Below are 15,212 nucleotides of genomic sequence, written 5' to 3' on the forward strand. Positions count from 1 at the left end.
CGGCATTGCCGGATTTCGCCCGCCTGATCGCTCGAATTGTGTGTAGGAAACCCGACGGAATGGCGCGCTACGAAGACCTGCCTTACCGGACATGCGTCGGCATGATGCTGATCAACGCAGCGGGGCTGGTCTTCATCGGTCGCCGCGCCGGAGGCATCGAGCACGTCGACGAAACGCACGTCTGGCAGATGCCGCAAGGCGGCGTCGATCCCGGCGAGGATACCTGGGCGGCGGCAAAGCGCGAGCTCTATGAGGAAACCAGCGTTCGATCGGTGGAGAAACTCGGCGAGGTCGCCGACTGGCTGATCTACGACATTCCGCGCACCGTGGCCGGCCGGACCTGGAAGGGCCGCTACCGCGGGCAGCGCCAGAAATGGTTTGCGGTCCGCTTCACCGGCAAGGATAGCGAGATCAATGTCGCGAGCCCCGGCGGCGGCCACAAGGCCGAATTCATCAGCTGGCGCTGGGAGCCGATGAAGAATCTTCCGAGCCTGATCGTGCCGTTCAAGCGGCCGGTCTATGAACGCGTGGTGAAGGAATTTTCCAGCCTCGCGGGCTTGTAGCATGCGCGTTTCCCTTGAAGCAGTCATTCCGGGGCGATGCGAAGCATCGAACCCGGAATCTCGAGATTCCGGGGCTGGTCCTTCGGACCATCCCGGAATGACGCCCGAAGATTTGTGATGAACAGCAAACCCTACCGCCCCAATGTCGGGATCGCCTTGTTCAACGCCGCCGGTCAGGTGCTGATCGGCCGGCGCTTTCGCGACGATGGACCCGAGATCATCCTCCCCGGCCTCGAATGGCAGATGCCGCAGGGTGGCATCGACGCCGCCGAGAACCCGCGTGATGCCGTGATGCGCGAACTCTGGGAGGAGACCGGCGCGGTCAGCGCCGAGCATCTCGGTGAAACCGACTGGATGAGTTACGAGTTTCCGCCCTATGACGGTCCTCCCTCGCATCGCCTCGCCAAGTTCCGCGGCCAGCGGCAGAAATGGTTCGCGCTGCGCTACACTGGGCGCGACGACGAGATCGACCCGCTGACGCCGCGCAACGGGCAGCCGGCCGAATTCGACCAATGGCGCTGGGAACGGCTCGACCGCGTTGCCGGTCTCGTGGTGCCGTTCCGGCGCGAGGTGTACATGGCCGTCGCCACGGCGTTCGCACGATTTGCAGCCACGCCGACTTAAGAAAGTGCCGATGCCGATCCGCGCAATATTTTTCGACGTTGGCGAGACGCTGATCGACGAAACACGCCTGCTGCACGGCTGGGCCGACACCATGGGCGTCGATAGGGCCGAGTTTCTGGCCGTGCTCGACGATATCATTGCCAAAGGCGAAAATTACCGCCTGATCTTCGAGCGGCTGCGGCCGGGTTTTGATGTCCGCGCCGCCGCCGCCGAGCGCAAGCGAAGCGGAACTGATTTCAGGATTGAAGCGCGCGATCTCTACGCCGACGCCAGGCCGTGCCTGTCCGAACTGACGCAAGACGGCTGGTTTGTCGGTATCGCCGGCAATCAACCACCCACGGCCAAGGCGGCGCTCGAATCGTTCGGGCTGGAGGCCAGATTGATCACGACTTCGGCTGAGCTCAGCGTCGACAAGCCTTCGCTCGATTTCTATCGCAAGACGCTCGCGATGACTGACCTCGATCCGACCGAGGTGCTCTATGTCGGGGATCGTCTCGACAACGACGTCATCCCGGCACGAAATTTCGGCATGAGAACCGCCTTGCTTGAACGCGGCCCTTGGGGTCGCAATCACGTTCGCTGGCCCGATGCCGCGCTCGCCGATTTCATTCTGAAAGATCTAGCAGGGTTGCCGGCTTTGTTGCGCGGGATGAAGCGCGAAAGCTGAGATCCGCCGCTAATTCGGTCCGACCGTAAACGGCCCGATCGCGACGACGCGACAATCGCTGTCGCGCCTGGCACAGTCGCTCAAGGCATCGTTGATCGCGGCCTGCTCACTGGCCTGCTTCAGTCCGAGACCGGGCCGTCTTGCGGCGCCCACGGCGAGCGCGCTCCATCCACCCGCGGCATCGGCAAGTCCGCGCGCAGCCTCGTCGCGTGCTTCAGGTGCGGAGCGAGGTATCGGTGGCCTTGAAGAAGCCGGTCACCCTCATCGTTGTCGGAACCGGAGCGACAAAGGCATCGTTCAGCGCCAAGATCATGCAAGGGACCCCCGCAATGGCGCCGCACGATTCCAGGCTCCGGCGCGTCGCTTCCTCGACCGAATCCACACCAACGATCATGTAGTATTGACCGACGCCGGGACCGAGCGCGAGCACCTTGGTCTTTCGTGCCGGCACATAGATATTCTCGATCCGGGCCTTGCCGGGCTCACGCGTCAGCGGCATCTCGCTGGAGGAAAACGGCCGCTCGGTTATCGGGTCATGCTTGATCCAGGGCGGCGCCGGCATCGGCGGCTTGCCGTTGACGTAAACGACTCTGTTGCCGACGGCATAGAGTTCGCATTTTCGGGGTGACGAGGCGCTGTCCGCGCGCTTCTGGCATTGCTCGACGGCCATACTTCTTGCCGCCTCTTCGCTCGGCTGCCCGGTGACGAAGGCGTTAAAGCCACCAAAGTTAAGCGAGAACGCCTTGAAGTCGTTGGCGGGTGCGTACTCTTTCTCGAGCGTCGCACGAATCCTCTCGCTCACGAATGGCACGGCAGCGACTACGAACGTCTCCCCTGACGCAATCGGCGGCGGCGAAGCCGATGCTGCTGGCGGCGGCGCCGCCGCCAGGACCGGTGCTGGAACGGCAGGTGCCGCTACGGTCGGCGTCGGAGCCGACAGCGATCTCGGCGTCGCCACGCCGCCGGGCGGCGGAGCAAGTGCCGGCGAGGGAGAACTTGTCGGAGCCAGCGACGGCGCCGGGCTCGCGCTATGGCTTGCGACGACTGGCATCTGTTTCGCCGCCATGTTCTCAAGCTTGGTGAAATACAGAAAGCCGCCGACGCCGATCGCGGCCAGACTGACCAGTGTCACCGCGGCCGGCCACATCCAGTTTGGCGCACCGTGATCCGAAGCCTTGATCGGCTTCTTGACCTGCGGCGTCGAGTAGGAACCGTCCTCGCGGCATCGCGACCATGAAGGCATGCACCGGGGTCGGGATGTTCTTTACTTCCTGCGCGCCGATATCGGCGAATTGCACCGACAATTTGTTGGCGACCTGTTCGTGCACCGCGCGCGAGACGCAGATGCCGCCGACCTCGGCGAGGCCCTCGAGGCGCGCGGCAATGTTGACACCCTCACCCAGCAGGTCGCCGTCGCGCTCGACCACATCGCCGATCGTGATGCCGATGCGAAACGACATCTGCCGGCTCGGCGGATACGCCATGTTCCGGGTGCGCAGGCTTTCCTGGATATCGATCGCGCAGCGTACGGCTTCCACCGCGCTCGGGAATTCGGCAAGCACCGCGTCCCCCGCGGTATTGAAAATGCGGCCGCCGCCCTTGGCGATGAAATCGTCGGTCACCTGACGATAGGACGCGAGCCGCCGCAGCGTTTCCTCTTCGTCCTCGGACATCAGGCGGCTGTAGCCGGCAATATCGGCCGCAAAAATCGCCGCGATCTTGCGCTTCATAAAAAACAGCCCCGGACCAGCACCTGCGGGCAGGAGAATGCCGTCAGAAGTTCCCGGGCGCAACTGTAGCGGCTCCGGGCACAGCCGGGGCGGCCCGCGAAAGAAATACTGCCGCAAAAAATTCAGCGCCCGTCACGGTGTGACGAGCGCTGGTGTTATCAGGGGCCTTCATTGCGCCCCGGAGCGGACCCCGGGGCTTAATGCATCGCCGTGGAGCTGAGCTGATGCTCGATGCTCTTGAAGTGATCGAGCCGCTCGATCGCGTGGTCGAGTTCGGAGCCCTCGTGCTCGGCGAGCTTGGCTTCCATCTCGGCAATCGTCTCGGCAAACTGGGCCCGATCGATGTCCTGAATCGAGGTGGCAACGTCGGCCAGTACGGTGAGGCCCTTCTCCGACATTTCGGCGAGACCGCCGAGCACGATCATCTTCTGATGCGTGCCGCCGGAGGTGATGGTCAGGATGCCGGGACGGACCGCGGCCACAACCGGCGCATGGCCGGCCAGCACGCCGAAATCGCCTTCCACGCCGGGGATGTCAACCTGATCGACCTCGCCGGAGAAGGAGAGTTTTTCGGGGGAAACCAGATCAAAGTGGAACGTGGCCATGGAGTAGTCCTGCGAATAGGAAGTGGCGCGTAGCGACTAGTGAGTGGCGAATGGAAGGGCGAATATCTATTCGCTACTCCCTTTCGCCATTCGCCTTAGGCTGCCTCGGCAGCCAGCTTCTTGCCCTTCTCGACGGCTTCTTCGATGTTGCCGACCATGTAGAACGCCGCTTCCGGCAGATGGTCGTACTTGCCTTCGCACAATCCGCGGAAGCCCTTGATGGTGTCGGCGAGGTCGACGAACTTGCCGGGCGAGCCGGTGAACACTTCGGCGACATGGAACGGCTGCGACAGGAAGCGCTCGATCTTGCGGGCGCGGGCAACCGCGATCTTGTCCTCTTCGGAGAGTTCGTCCATGCCGAGAATGGCGATGATGTCCTGCAGCGACTTGTAGCGCTGCAACACCTGCTGAACCATACGCGCGGTCTCGTAGTGCTCCTGACCGACGACCAGCGGGGACAGCATGCGGGAGGTCGAGTCGAGCGGATCCACCGCCGGATAGATGCCCTTTTCCGAGATCGCGCGGTTGAGCACCGTGGTCGCGTCCAAATGGGCGAACGAGGTTGCGGGCGCCGGGTCGGTCAAGTCGTCGGCCGGCACGTAGATCGCCTGCACCGAGGTGATCGAGCCCTTGTGCGTGGTGGTGATGCGCTCCTGCAGCGCGCCCATGTCGGTGGCGAGCGTCGGCTGATAACCCACCGCCGAGGGAATACGACCCAAGAGCGCCGACACTTCCGAGCCTGCCTGGGTGAAGCGGAAGATGTTGTCGACGAAGAACAGCACGTCCTGGCCCTGGTCGCGGAAATGCTCGGCGACGGTCAGGCCGGTAAGGCCGACGCGGGCGCGGGCGCCCGGAGGTTCGTTCATCTGACCGAACACCAGCGCGCATTTCGACTTCACGTTCGGATCGGGATTATGCGGATCGGCGTTGACCTTGGATTCGATGAACTCGTGATAGAGGTCGTTGCCTTCGCGGGTACGCTCGCCGACGCCGGCGAACACCGAATAACCGCCATGCGCCTTCGCGACGTTGTTGATCAGTTCCTGAATCAGCACGGTCTTGCCGACGCCGGCGCCGCCGAACAGGCCGATCTTGCCGCCCTTGGCGTAGGGCGCCAAGAGGTCGACGACCTTGATGCCGGTGACGAGAATTTCAGCTTCGGTGGACTGGTCGGTATAGCTCGGCGCTTCCGCATGGATCGGGCGCAGGCCTTCGGACACCATCGGACCGGCTTCGTCGATCGGCTCTCCGATCACGTTCATGATGCGGCCGAGCGTACCGGCGCCGACGGGAACGCGGATCGGCGCGCCGGTGTCGGTGACTTCCTGGCCGCGGACCAGACCCTCGGTGGTGTCCATCGCGATGGTACGCACCGTGGATTCACCGAGATGCTGCGCCACTTCGAGCACCAGGCGGTTGCCGGCGTTCTTGGTTTCGATGGCGTTCAGAATGGCGGGCAGATGCCCTTCGAACTGCACGTCGACGACGGCGCCGATGACCTGGGTGATGTGTCCGGTCTGGTTTGCTACTTCGGCCATAAAACTCTCTCCTTCGAATTCTGTCTCTGGAAGTCCGTCAGGGTGTCGCGCGAATGGCTAGAGAGCCTCGGCGCCGGAGATGATTTCGATCAGCTCCTTGGTGATCTGGGCCTGACGGGTGCGGTTGTAGATAAGGGTCTGCTTGCGGATCATATCGCCGGCGTTGCGGGTGGCGTTGTCCATCGCGCTCATCTGCGCGCCGTAGAACGAAGCGTTGTTTTCCAGCAGCGCGCGGAAAATCTGCACCGCGAGATTGCGCGGCAACAGGCGCGTCAGGATCTCGTCTTCTTCCGGCTCATATTCGTAGGACGTCGACGGACCGGCATTCGCGGCCGGCGCTTCAACCACCAGCGGGATGATCTGCTGTGCGGTCGGGATCTGGGAGATCACGGATTTGAAGCGCGAATAGAACAGCGTGCAGACGTCGAATTCACCGGCTTCGAAACGCGCCAGAACCTTCCTGGCAATATCCTCGGCATTGATGAAGCCGAGCTGGCGCACCGATTTCAAGTCGAGATGTTCGACGATCTGCTTGTCGAACTGGCGGCGGAGCTGCTCGTAGCCCTTGCGGCCGACGCAGAAGAACTTGACCTCTTTGCCCTGGGCGATCAGCGACAGCGCGCGTTCGCGCGCCAGACGCACGATCGACGAGTTGAAGGCGCCCGACAGACCGCGCTCGCCGGTGCAAACCAGCAGCAGGTGAACCTGATCGTTACCAGTACCGGCCAACAGCGCCGGCGCGCCGGGTGAACCCGCGGCTGCGGTTGCGATGTTCGAGATCACAGCGTCCATTTTTTCCGCGTAGGGCCGCGCCGCTTCGGCGGCGGTCTGCGCGCGGCGCAGCTTGGAGGCTGCGACCATCTGCATGGCCTTGGTGATCTTCTGCGTCGCCTTGGTCGAGGCGATGCGGACCCGCATGTCTTTCAGTGAAGCCATTCTTAGTTCACCCTTGCGGCCTGCTTTTCAACCAGGCCGCGAACCCCTCGTTGGTCATGCCCGGCCTTGTGCCGGGCATCCACGTCTTGTTTTTTCTCCACGCCAAAAGACGTGGATGGCCGGGACGAGCCCGGCCATGACGGATTATGCAAGCGTCTTGGAGAAACCTTCGACAACCGCCTTCAGCTTGCCCGCGGTGTCGTCGCTGAGATCGCGGCTTTCGCGGATGCTGTTGAGGATTTCGACGTTCTTGCCGCGCAGCAGCGACAGCAGGCCGTCTTCGAAAGGACGCACCTTGTTGAGCGGAAGCGCATCGAGATAGCCGTTGGTGCCGGCCCAGATCACGCAGACCTGTTCTTCCATCTTCAGCGGCGAGAACTGCGGCTGCTTCAGGAGCTCGGTCAGGCGCGAACCGCGGTTCAAGAGGCGCTGCGTCGAGGCGTCGAGGTCGGAACCGAACTGCGCGAATGCCGCCATTTCGCGGTACTGCGCCAGCTCACCCTTGATCTTGCCGGCGACCTTCTTCATCGCCTTGGTCTGCGCCGACGATCCGACGCGCGACACCGACAGACCGACGTTCACCGCCGGACGGATGCCCTGGAAGAACAGGTCGGTTTCCAGGAAGATCTGACCGTCGGTAATCGAAATCACGTTGGTCGGAATGTAGGCCGACACGTCGTTGGCCTGGGTTTCAATGACCGGCAGCGCGGTCAGCGAACCCGAGCCCTGGTCCTTGTTGAGCTTGGCGGCGCGCTCGAGCAGGCGGGAATGCAGATAGAACACGTCGCCGGGATAGGCTTCGCGGCCCGGCGGACGGCGCAGCAGCAGCGACATCTGACGGTAAGCGACGGCCTGCTTGGACAAATCGTCATAGATGATGACGGCGTGCATGCCGTTGTCGCGGAAATATTCGCCCATCGTGCAGCCGGTGAACGGCGCGATGTACTGCATCGGCGCCGGGTCGGACGCGGTAGCGGCGACCACGATCGAATATTCCAGCGCACCCTGCTCTTCGAGCACCTTCACGAACTGGGCGACGGTGGAGCGCTTCTGGCCGATCGCGACATAGACGCAATACAGCTTGATGTTCTCGTCGGGCTGCGCGTTGAGCGGCTTCTGGTTCAGAATGGTGTCGAGCGCGATCGCGGTCTTGCCGGTCTGACGGTCGCCAATGATCAGCTCGCGCTGGCCACGGCCGACCGGGATCAGCGCATCGATCGCCTTGAGGCCGGTCGCCATCGGCTCGTTGACCGACTTGCGCGGAATGATGCCGGGCGCCTTGACGTCGACGCGCTTGCGTTCGGTGGCCTGGATCGGACCCTTGCCGTCGATCGGATTGCCGAGCGCGTCGACGACGCGGCCGAGCAGGCCCTTACCGACGGGCGTATCGACGATGGCGCGGGTGCGCTTGACGGTCTGGCCTTCCTTGATCTCGCGGTCGGCGCCGAAGATCACGATACCGACGTTGTCGGTTTCGAGGTTGAGCGCCATGCCGCGGGTGCCGTTCTCGAACTCGACCATCTCACCGGCCTGGACGTTGTCGAGGCCGTAGACGCGGGCAATGCCGTCGCCGACGGACAACACCTGTCCAACTTCGGTAACCTCAGCCTCCTGGCCGAAATTCTTGATCTGGTCCTTGAGGATCGCGGAAATTTCCGCGGCGCGGATGTCCATCAGCCTGCCTCTTTCATCGCGTGCTTGATCGAATTGAGTTTGGTGCGAAGCGAACTATCCACCATGCGGCTGCCGAGCTTGACCACCAGGCCGCCGATAATGGAGGGATCGACTTTCACGTTGAGCGCGACGTCCTTGCCCGTCACTGATTTCAGTGCGGTCTTGAGAGCGTCGAGATTCTTGTCGCTGAGCGCTTCGGCGACGGTGACGTCTGCCGTAGCCTCGCCCTTGAACTTTGCCACCAGCGCGCGGAAGGCGCGGATCACGTCGCCGACGGCGAACAGCCGGCGATTGGCGGTCAGGACTTTGAGGAATTTGGCAGAAGTGCCCGAAATTCCGGCCTTGTCGAGAATCGCGGTGAGCGCCTTCGACTGCGCATCTGCCGAGAATACCGGACTGCGGACCAAGCGCTTCAAATCAGCGCTGTCGGCCAGCATGGCCTCGAACCTAGCGAGATCGGCTTTTACCGCGTCGATCGATTTCTCGTCGCGCGCCAACTCGAACAAGGCCGTTGCATAACGGCCTGACACTCCCGAAACGGACGGATCTTCAGCAGCCACAGAGTCGCTCTTTTTTGCTGTCAAACTCGCAAGGGAAAAACCGTCGCCACGAAAGCGGCGCCTAGCGATCCAAGCCCTTGGAATTCAAGCGGGACTTCGATTTTCGACCGGCACGAGAGGTGCCGGGATCGTTAAAATCGCGGCTTTGCTAACATAGCAAGCGCGCAGGTGCAACATGACGGCGCGCGCGGGCGATGCCTTGTCGCACGACTATTTTAGTTGGCCTCTAATCCAATTTTCCAGGGGCAGTTTCCGAGGCCAGTTTTTCCAGCGCCCCTCGCAGCGAAACAGCCGTCACGATTTTGCCGCACGGCCCCGCGCCGGAACGGCGCGTCAGCGACAAGCTCAATCGTTCCGCCCGTATTTGCATGGGCGCCATGTATCTCCGGAACAGTCCGAATCCGGTTCCCCGCCGTTTACTTGGCGTAACGCCACGAACACTAACGAACACTTAACTGATCAGTAATTCCAAGTATTGAAATGGTTAATAATTCGTTAAGGCAGTGTATTAATAACGAACATTCGATTAGTTGATCTGCGTAACAAGATATGTCAGCCGAAGGAAAACGAGGATTACTGCCCAATTCATGCCTCATTGGCTAATCAAACGGCGATCTCACACACGGGAACGGGGGTTCCACTTGTCACATATGTGGCAATACTGTCTGAGGGATTATTTATATGTTGAATACGATGAAGCTGCTGCCCGGATCTATCATCCGGTCGCGTACAGCGTTCGCTTTGATTGCCGCAACTCTCCTGGCCGGTGGCAGCATTACCGAAGCTTCGGCCAAATTCAGGCACCACCGTCACCACCATCATCATTCCCACCACGCCCAAAAGGCCCAGAGCAACTGGCAGGACGCCAACGCCTCGATCGGCTCAAGCTCCGGGCGCAGCTTCTCGGGCATGGCTTCCTTTTACGGCAATGAATCCGGCAGCAAGACCGCGTCCGGCCAGCGCTTCAACCAGAACGCCATGACCGCCGCCCACCGCAGCCTGCCGTTCGGCACCAAGCTCAGGGTGACCCATGGCGGTCGCAGCGTCATCGTCACCATCAACGACCGCGGCCCGTTCATTAAGGGGCGCGTGCTCGACCTTTCGACCGGCGCTGCCAGCGCCGTCGGACTGACCCGCGCCAAGGGCGTCGGCCGCGTCACCGCCGAGGTCGTCTCCTAAAAGCAAGCTGATCGAGCGCCGTTTCCGGTTCAACAGACCAGGTAAGCGTTGCGTAGCGTAACGGTCGCGGAATCTTTCGCGCACCGATAAGGGCCTGCCGTCCCAAATGACGGCAGGCTTTTTATTTGGCGGCGCCCGACTTGCTGCCCAGCCCGCACAGCGCGGAGCCGCTCTGGCCACAACGGTGGCAGGAGGATCGTGCTAGGTTTCTGCGCGCAACAGGCGCACGGCCTTCCGCAGCCCTTGAACCAGCACTGACGAGATCGATCATGAGCCAGATCAAAACCGTGGAACAACTGAGAAGTGTTCTTCCCGAACCACGGGCGACCACCAAGGCCAAGATCGCTCCCTATCTCGACGAACAGGCGATCGACTTCCTGCAAACGTGCCCGTTTGGGCTGATGGCCACGGCCGGTCGCGACGGGCCGATCGAGGTGTCCCCGAAGGGCGACGAGCCCGGCTTTGTCCGCGTCGAAGACGAACGTACGGTTCTGCTCCCGGAACGAGCGGGCAACAACCTCGCCTTCGGCCTGCAGAACATCATCGAGACCGGCCGGATCGGGATGATTTTCCTGCGGCCCCGGACCGGCGAGACGCTGCGGCTCTCGGGCCGGGCCGAGATTTTTGACGATGCCGAACTGCTGGCGACACTTGGCAAGGAAGGCCGCCCGGCGCTGCTGGCGATCCGGATCCACATCGAACGCTGCTATTTCCACTGCGCCCGCTCGGTGCTCCGGTCGAAGCTCTGGCAACCCGAGCATTGGCCGGAACCCAAGCGCATCTCGTTCGGAAAAGTCTTCGCGGCGAGGGCCGGCGCCGACGAGGATCAGGCGGCGAAAATCGATGCCTTTGTCGAGCAGGGCTACACGACCAATCTGTGGTCGAACGGTTGATGTTGATCTACCGCGACAGGCTGTCGCTCATCAATTGCGGCAAGCTTTTTCATCCGTCATTGCGAGCGAAGCGAAGCAATCCATAGCACCGCACAGGGAAAGATGGATTGCTTCGTCGTTTCGCTCCTCGCAATGACGATGAGGCGACACTTCTACGACCTTACAAAAAACTCTGCGGATCGACGTCGACCTCGAGTTTGAGATTGCCTTTTGTCTTCGGACCCGCCGCAAGCCATTCGCGCAAATAGTCCGACAGATCGACATTGCGCAGCGACTTCACCAACAGCCGAAAGCGATAGCGGCCCTTGATCACCGCCAGCGGTGCTTCGGCGGGGCCCAGCACCTGGATGCGCTCGTCGATCGGCGCGATGGCGGCCAGCTTGCGCGCAAAACCTTCGGCGGTCGGCCGGTCACCGGCGGAAATGATCAGGCTGGCGAGCCGGCCGAACGGCGGGTAGCCCGATCGCTCACGCTGATCGATTTCAGTGGCATAGAACGCCTCGCGATCGCTTGCGACCAACGCCTTCATCACGGGATGATCGGGCTGATGGGTCTGCAGGTAACCGATGCCGCGGCCCTGGTCGCGCCCGGCGCGGCCGATCACCTGGTTGAGCAATTGAAACGTCCGCTCGGCCGCGCGCGGATCGCCATTGCTCAGGCCCAAATCAGCATCGACGACACCGACCAGATTGAGCCGCGGGAAATTATGGCCCTTCGCCACCAATTGCGTGCCGATGATGATGTCGACGCGGCCCTCGGCGATTTCGTTCAGCTCGCTGCGCATGGTTTCGATCGAGGTGATCAGGTCGCTCGACAGCACCATGGTGCGCGCGTTTGGGAATAGTTGCGCGGCCTCCTCCTGCAGGCGTTCGACGCCGGGCCCGATGGCGGCGAGCGATTCCTCGGCAGCGCAATGCGGACAGATATTCGGGCGCGGCATCGAGAAGCCGCAATGGTGACAGACCAGCCGCTGGCGAAAGCGATGATCCACCAGCCAGGCGTCACAGATCGTGCAGGAGAAGCGATGCCCGCAGGCGCGGCACAATGTCAGCGGTGCGTAGCCGCGGCGATTGAGGAACAACAGCGCCTGCTCGCGCTTCTCGATCGCCTGCCCGATGTAATCGGCCAGCCGCGGCGAGACGAAGCGGCCGCGCGGCGGCGGCTCGCGGCGCAAATCGATCGCCTCGATATGCGGCATATGCTGGCCGCCGAAACGCGACGGCAATGCTATGCGCTGATAGCGCCCCTTGCGCGCGTTGACCTCGGTCTCGATCGACGGCGTGGCAGAAGCCAGGATGATCGGGATTTTGGCGATATGCGCGCGCACCACCGCCATGTCGCGGGCGTGATAATGCGCGCCGTCATCCTGCTTGTAGGCCTGGTCGTGCTCCTCATCGACGATGATCAGGCCCAAATCCGCATAGGGCAGGAACAATGCCGAGCGCGCGCCGACCACGACCGGCGCTTCGCCGGCTGCGATCGCCGCCCAGTTGCGGGCGCGGGTGCGCGGCGTCAGTTCGGAATGCCACTCCAGGGGACGCCCCCCAAAGCGCTGCGCGAAGCGATCGAGGAATTGTCCTGTCAGCGCGATCTCCGGCATCAGGATCAGGGTCTGCTTGCCGCGGCGGATGATCTCGGCGATCGCCTCGAAATAGACTTCGGTCTTGCCCGAACCTGTGACGCCATCAAGCAGCGCGACGTGAAAGCTGCCGCTAGCTGCCAGCGCCCGCATTGCATCGACGGCGGTGAGCTGCTGCCGGGAGAATTCCGGCTGGGCAAACGACGGATCGGGCGCCGGCGGCGCCAACGGCGGCGGCATCGCCTCGATCTGCAGCGTGCCCTCATCGACCAGCCCGTCGATCACGCCCGAACTGACGCCGGCCTCCCGTGCGGCTTCGGACTTGCCGTGCAGCAAGCCATCCGACAGCACGTCAATCACCCGCCGCCGCGCCGGCGTCAGGCGCCGCGGCGGCTCACCGACCAGCCGCACGCCGAGCCGCATCCGTTCGGGGCCGAGATTTTCGCCCATCCGCAAGCTCATGCGCAGCACCATGCCGCGCGCGGAGAGCGTGTAGTTGGCGACCCAATCGACGAGCGAGCGCAGTTCCTGCTTCAGTGGCGGCACGTCGAGCTTTTCGCCGACATCCTTTAGGCGGTTATGCAGGCGCGGATCGGGATTGGTGTTGTCAGCCCACACCACCGCCACCACCTCGCGCGGCCCCAGCGGCACGCAGACGACGTCGCCGGGCTTCAGCTCCATGCCGCGCGGCACGCGATACGAATAGGCCTGATTGAGCGCAACCGGCACCAGCACATCGACGACGCGTGTCGATGAGGCGGAGGAACTGGTGCTGCGCGTCGAATGGTCCATCGGGAATCAGGCTCGGGGTGGAAACGCCAAGTTAAGGGCGCGCGGCGGCGAGAACCAGAGGCAGCGGCTCATCCGGGGGCAAGTTAGCGAACGGTAAACGAAAGAGGTGCGATATAATCAGGAGAATCAGGGCGCCCATAGTCCATGACCAAGCCTGTTCCGTCACTTCAACCGATCGAGCTTGATTGCGCCGACCCGACGCTGGCGCTGGAGATGACGCGCTGGCTGTCGCATCTGCGCGCCGAACGGCGGCTGTCGCCCAAAACGCTGGAGGCTTACGCCCGCGACCTCCGCCAATGCCTTATTTTTCTTAGCGGGCACTGGGGCCGAAAAGTTACGCTCAAGGGATTTGCAGCACTGGAAGCCAGCGACATCAGGGCCTTCATGGCGATGCGCCGCGCCGACGACATCGGTGGCCGCTCGCTGATGCGGGCGCTGGCGGGGCTGCGCTCGTTCGGTCGTTTCCTGGAGCGCGAAGGCAAGGGCAAGGTCGGCGCGCTCTCGGCGATCCGTGCGCCGAAAATCGGCAAGAGCCTGCCAAAACCGATCCAGATGGCGGCCGCCAAACGTTTTGCCGATGCTGACGAACGCGCCGGCGAGGATCGCGATCCCTGGATCTGGGCGCGCGACGCCGCCGTGATGGCGCTGCTGTACGGTTCGGGCCTGCGCATCTCCGAAGCGCTGGGGTTGAAAAAGCGCGACGTGCCGCGGCCCGGCGAGGGCGACGTCATTATCGTGACCGGCAAGGGCAACAAGACCCGCATGGTGCCGGTGCTGCAGAACGTGCTGGCGCTGATCGCCGATTACACCGCGGTCTGCCCGCATCCGCTAACGCCGGAGGGACCGATTTTCGTCGGCGCGCGCGGCGGGCCGCTCAGCCCGCGAATCATCCAGCTGACCATGGAGCGGCTGCGCGGCGCACTCGGCCTGCCCGACAGCGCGACGCCGCACGCGCTACGGCATTCCTTTGCTACCCACCTGCTGTCGCGCGGCGGCGATCTGCGCGCGATCCAGGAATTGCTCGGCCACGCCTCGCTCTCGACCACGCAGATCTATACCGGCATCGACAGCGAGCGGCTGCTGGAAGTGTACAAGACGGCGCATCCGCGCGCCTAGTGCCCCGCGCCGCGCGCCGACATACTATCGTCACATCGCGGACTTCCCCTGCCCGCCCCTTGCGCTGGCCGAATGGTTCCGGCAATCGTAAGCAGGTCACCTGGCAGGAGGGAAACATGGGCGCACATGAAAGTATGGAGCACGCGGAGCACGCCGAGCACGCTTCCAGCTCCAACAAGAGAATCGCATTGCTGATCGCCGTCATTGCGCTGTTTCTTGCGCTGTCGGAGACCCTCGGCAAGGGCGCGCAGACCGAATCGATCAGCAAGAATGTCGAGGCGTCGAACCTCTGGGCGTTCTTCCAGGCCAAGAGCATCCGCCGCACCACGGTTCAGGCCACCGCGGAGCACGCCAAGCTGAGCCTCGGGGTCACCACCGATCCGGCCGCAAAGGCGGCGCTGCAGAAGCAGATCGATGACTGGACCAAGACTGCGGCGCGCTATCGCTCGGAGCCGGAGACCGGCGAAGGCTCGGAAGAGCTGATGAAGCGCGCCAAGCATGCCGAACATTTGCGCGACGAGGCGATGGCCAAGTACCATCACTACGAAGTCGCCTCGGCCGCGTTCCAGATCGGCATCGTGCTGGCATCGGCGACCATCATCACCGGCATGATCGTGCTGGCCTGGGGTTCCGCCGCACTGGCCCTGATCGGAATTGGCTTCACCTTTATCGGCCTGTTCGCGCCGCATGCCGTTCATTTGATGTAGCTTGTTTCACCTCTCCCATCGGGAGAGGTGAAGCCGATATCTGTGAGGG

Annotated in this window: 13 protein-coding genes and 1 pseudogene; 7 read left to right on the plus strand and 7 right to left on the minus strand. The window is 63.0% G+C overall.

Annotation, left to right across the window (positions count from 1 at the left end):
• Nucleotides 1-59 precede the first annotated feature (59 nt).
• From JQ575_RS26245 to JQ575_RS26255, 3 genes are all read left to right on the plus strand, one after another.
• Nucleotides 60-563 carry an RNA pyrophosphohydrolase gene (locus JQ575_RS26245; RefSeq protein WP_212036029.1) on the plus strand — a complete coding sequence of 168 codons (504 nt, stop codon included), beginning with the start codon at nucleotides 60-62 and terminating at the stop codon, nucleotides 561-563.
• 114 nt (nucleotides 564-677) lie between these two features.
• Nucleotides 678-1,187, plus strand: coding sequence for an RNA pyrophosphohydrolase (locus JQ575_RS26250; RefSeq protein WP_212036030.1), 510 nt, complete (start codon nucleotides 678-680; stop codon nucleotides 1,185-1,187).
• Between the two features lie 10 nt (nucleotides 1,188-1,197).
• On the plus strand, nucleotides 1,198-1,854 hold the full coding sequence (locus JQ575_RS26255) for an HAD family hydrolase (RefSeq protein WP_212036031.1): 657 nt from the start codon (nucleotides 1,198-1,200) through the stop codon (nucleotides 1,852-1,854).
• 9 nt (nucleotides 1,855-1,863) lie between these two features.
• On the opposite strand, the pseudogene JQ575_RS26260 reads toward JQ575_RS26255, so the two are convergent.
• The 6 genes and pseudogenes from JQ575_RS26260 to JQ575_RS26285 all read right to left on the minus strand — a co-directional run bounded on the left by JQ575_RS26260 (nucleotide 1,864) and on the right by JQ575_RS26285 (nucleotide 8,897).
• Nucleotides 1,864-3,584: pseudogene (locus JQ575_RS26260) on the minus strand (adenylate/guanylate cyclase domain-containing protein).
• Between the two features lie 197 nt (nucleotides 3,585-3,781).
• The gene (locus tag JQ575_RS26265) at nucleotides 3,782-4,189 is read right to left on the minus strand and encodes a F0F1 ATP synthase subunit epsilon (RefSeq protein WP_212036032.1); all 408 of its coding nucleotides are present in this window, start codon (nucleotides 4,187-4,189) and stop codon (nucleotides 3,782-3,784) included.
• A 95-nt stretch (nucleotides 4,190-4,284) separates the two neighbouring features.
• The gene (gene atpD, locus JQ575_RS26270) at nucleotides 4,285-5,727 is read right to left on the minus strand and encodes a F0F1 ATP synthase subunit beta (protein WP_212036033.1); all 1,443 of its coding nucleotides are present in this window, start codon (nucleotides 5,725-5,727) and stop codon (nucleotides 4,285-4,287) included.
• A gap of 57 nt (nucleotides 5,728-5,784) precedes the next feature.
• Nucleotides 5,785-6,663, minus strand: a complete 879-nt coding sequence (locus JQ575_RS26275) for a F0F1 ATP synthase subunit gamma (protein ID WP_212036034.1) — start codon at nucleotides 6,661-6,663, stop codon at nucleotides 5,785-5,787.
• Between the two features lie 144 nt (nucleotides 6,664-6,807).
• Nucleotides 6,808-8,337 (minus strand): F0F1 ATP synthase subunit alpha, encoded by a 1,530-nt coding sequence (gene atpA, locus JQ575_RS26280; protein WP_212036035.1) that lies wholly within the window; start codon nucleotides 8,335-8,337, stop codon nucleotides 6,808-6,810.
• Complete coding sequence (locus tag JQ575_RS26285; protein ID WP_212036036.1) at nucleotides 8,337-8,897, minus strand: F0F1 ATP synthase subunit delta; 561 nt, start codon at nucleotides 8,895-8,897, stop codon at nucleotides 8,337-8,339. Before JQ575_RS26285 ends, atpA begins: the two co-directional genes overlap by 1 nt.
• Before the next feature lie 681 nt (nucleotides 8,898-9,578).
• Here JQ575_RS26285 and JQ575_RS26290 point away from each other — a divergent pair.
• Together JQ575_RS26290 and JQ575_RS26295 are read left to right on the plus strand one after the other, a co-directional pair.
• Nucleotides 9,579-10,076 (plus strand): septal ring lytic transglycosylase RlpA family protein, encoded by a 498-nt coding sequence (locus JQ575_RS26290; protein ID WP_212036037.1) that lies wholly within the window; start codon nucleotides 9,579-9,581, stop codon nucleotides 10,074-10,076.
• Between the two features lie 269 nt (nucleotides 10,077-10,345).
• Complete coding sequence (locus tag JQ575_RS26295) at nucleotides 10,346-10,969, plus strand: MSMEG_1061 family FMN-dependent PPOX-type flavoprotein (protein ID WP_212036038.1); 624 nt, start codon at nucleotides 10,346-10,348, stop codon at nucleotides 10,967-10,969.
• Between the two features lie 160 nt (nucleotides 10,970-11,129).
• Here JQ575_RS26295 and JQ575_RS26300 read toward each other — a convergent pair whose 3' ends face one another.
• A complete protein-coding gene (locus tag JQ575_RS26300) occupies nucleotides 11,130-13,340 on the minus strand; it encodes a primosomal protein N' (protein WP_212036039.1) in 2,211 nt (736 codons plus the stop codon).
• A gap of 144 nt (nucleotides 13,341-13,484) precedes the next feature.
• On the opposite strand from JQ575_RS26300, the gene JQ575_RS26305 reads away from it, so the two are divergent.
• The gene (locus JQ575_RS26305) at nucleotides 13,485-14,456 is read left to right on the plus strand and encodes a tyrosine recombinase XerC (RefSeq protein ID WP_212036040.1); all 972 of its coding nucleotides are present in this window, start codon (nucleotides 13,485-13,487) and stop codon (nucleotides 14,454-14,456) included.
• Between the two features lie 116 nt (nucleotides 14,457-14,572).
• A complete protein-coding gene (locus JQ575_RS26310) occupies nucleotides 14,573-15,163 on the plus strand; it encodes a DUF4337 domain-containing protein (protein WP_212036041.1) in 591 nt (196 codons plus the stop codon).
• Nucleotides 15,164-15,212 lie beyond the last annotated feature (49 nt).

It is taken from the genome of Bradyrhizobium sp. JYMT SZCCT0428 (genome assembly GCF_018131075.1).
In the GTDB taxonomy this organism is placed as follows: Bacteria; Pseudomonadota; Alphaproteobacteria; order Rhizobiales; family Xanthobacteraceae; genus Bradyrhizobium.

What these genes read in the sequence shown, in the direction of transcription:
- JQ575_RS26245 (WP_212036029.1), top strand. Translation starts at nt 60, where the DNA reads ATGGCGCGCTACGAAGACCTGCCTTACCGGACATGCGTCGGCATGATG.
- JQ575_RS26255 (WP_212036031.1), top strand. Translation starts at nt 1,198, where the DNA reads ATGCCGATCCGCGCAATATTTTTCGACGTTGGCGAGACGCTGATCGAC.
- JQ575_RS26265 (WP_212036032.1), bottom strand. Translation starts at nt 4,189, where the DNA reads ATGGCCACGTTCCACTTTGATCTGGTTTCCCCCGAAAAACTCTCCTTC.
- atpD (WP_212036033.1), bottom strand. Translation starts at nt 5,727, where the DNA reads ATGGCCGAAGTAGCAAACCAGACCGGACACATCACCCAGGTCATCGGC.
- JQ575_RS26275 (WP_212036034.1), bottom strand. Translation starts at nt 6,663, where the DNA reads ATGGCTTCACTGAAAGACATGCGGGTCCGCATCGCCTCGACCAAGGCG.
- atpA (WP_212036035.1), bottom strand. Translation starts at nt 8,337, where the DNA reads ATGGACATCCGCGCCGCGGAAATTTCCGCGATCCTCAAGGACCAGATC.
- JQ575_RS26290 (WP_212036037.1), top strand. Translation starts at nt 9,579, where the DNA reads ATGTTGAATACGATGAAGCTGCTGCCCGGATCTATCATCCGGTCGCGT.
- JQ575_RS26295 (WP_212036038.1), top strand. Translation starts at nt 10,346, where the DNA reads ATGAGCCAGATCAAAACCGTGGAACAACTGAGAAGTGTTCTTCCCGAA.
- JQ575_RS26300 (WP_212036039.1), bottom strand. Translation starts at nt 13,340, where the DNA reads ATGGACCATTCGACGCGCAGCACCAGTTCCTCCGCCTCATCGACACGC.
- JQ575_RS26305 (WP_212036040.1), top strand. Translation starts at nt 13,485, where the DNA reads ATGACCAAGCCTGTTCCGTCACTTCAACCGATCGAGCTTGATTGCGCC.
- JQ575_RS26310 (WP_212036041.1), top strand. Translation starts at nt 14,573, where the DNA reads ATGGGCGCACATGAAAGTATGGAGCACGCGGAGCACGCCGAGCACGCT.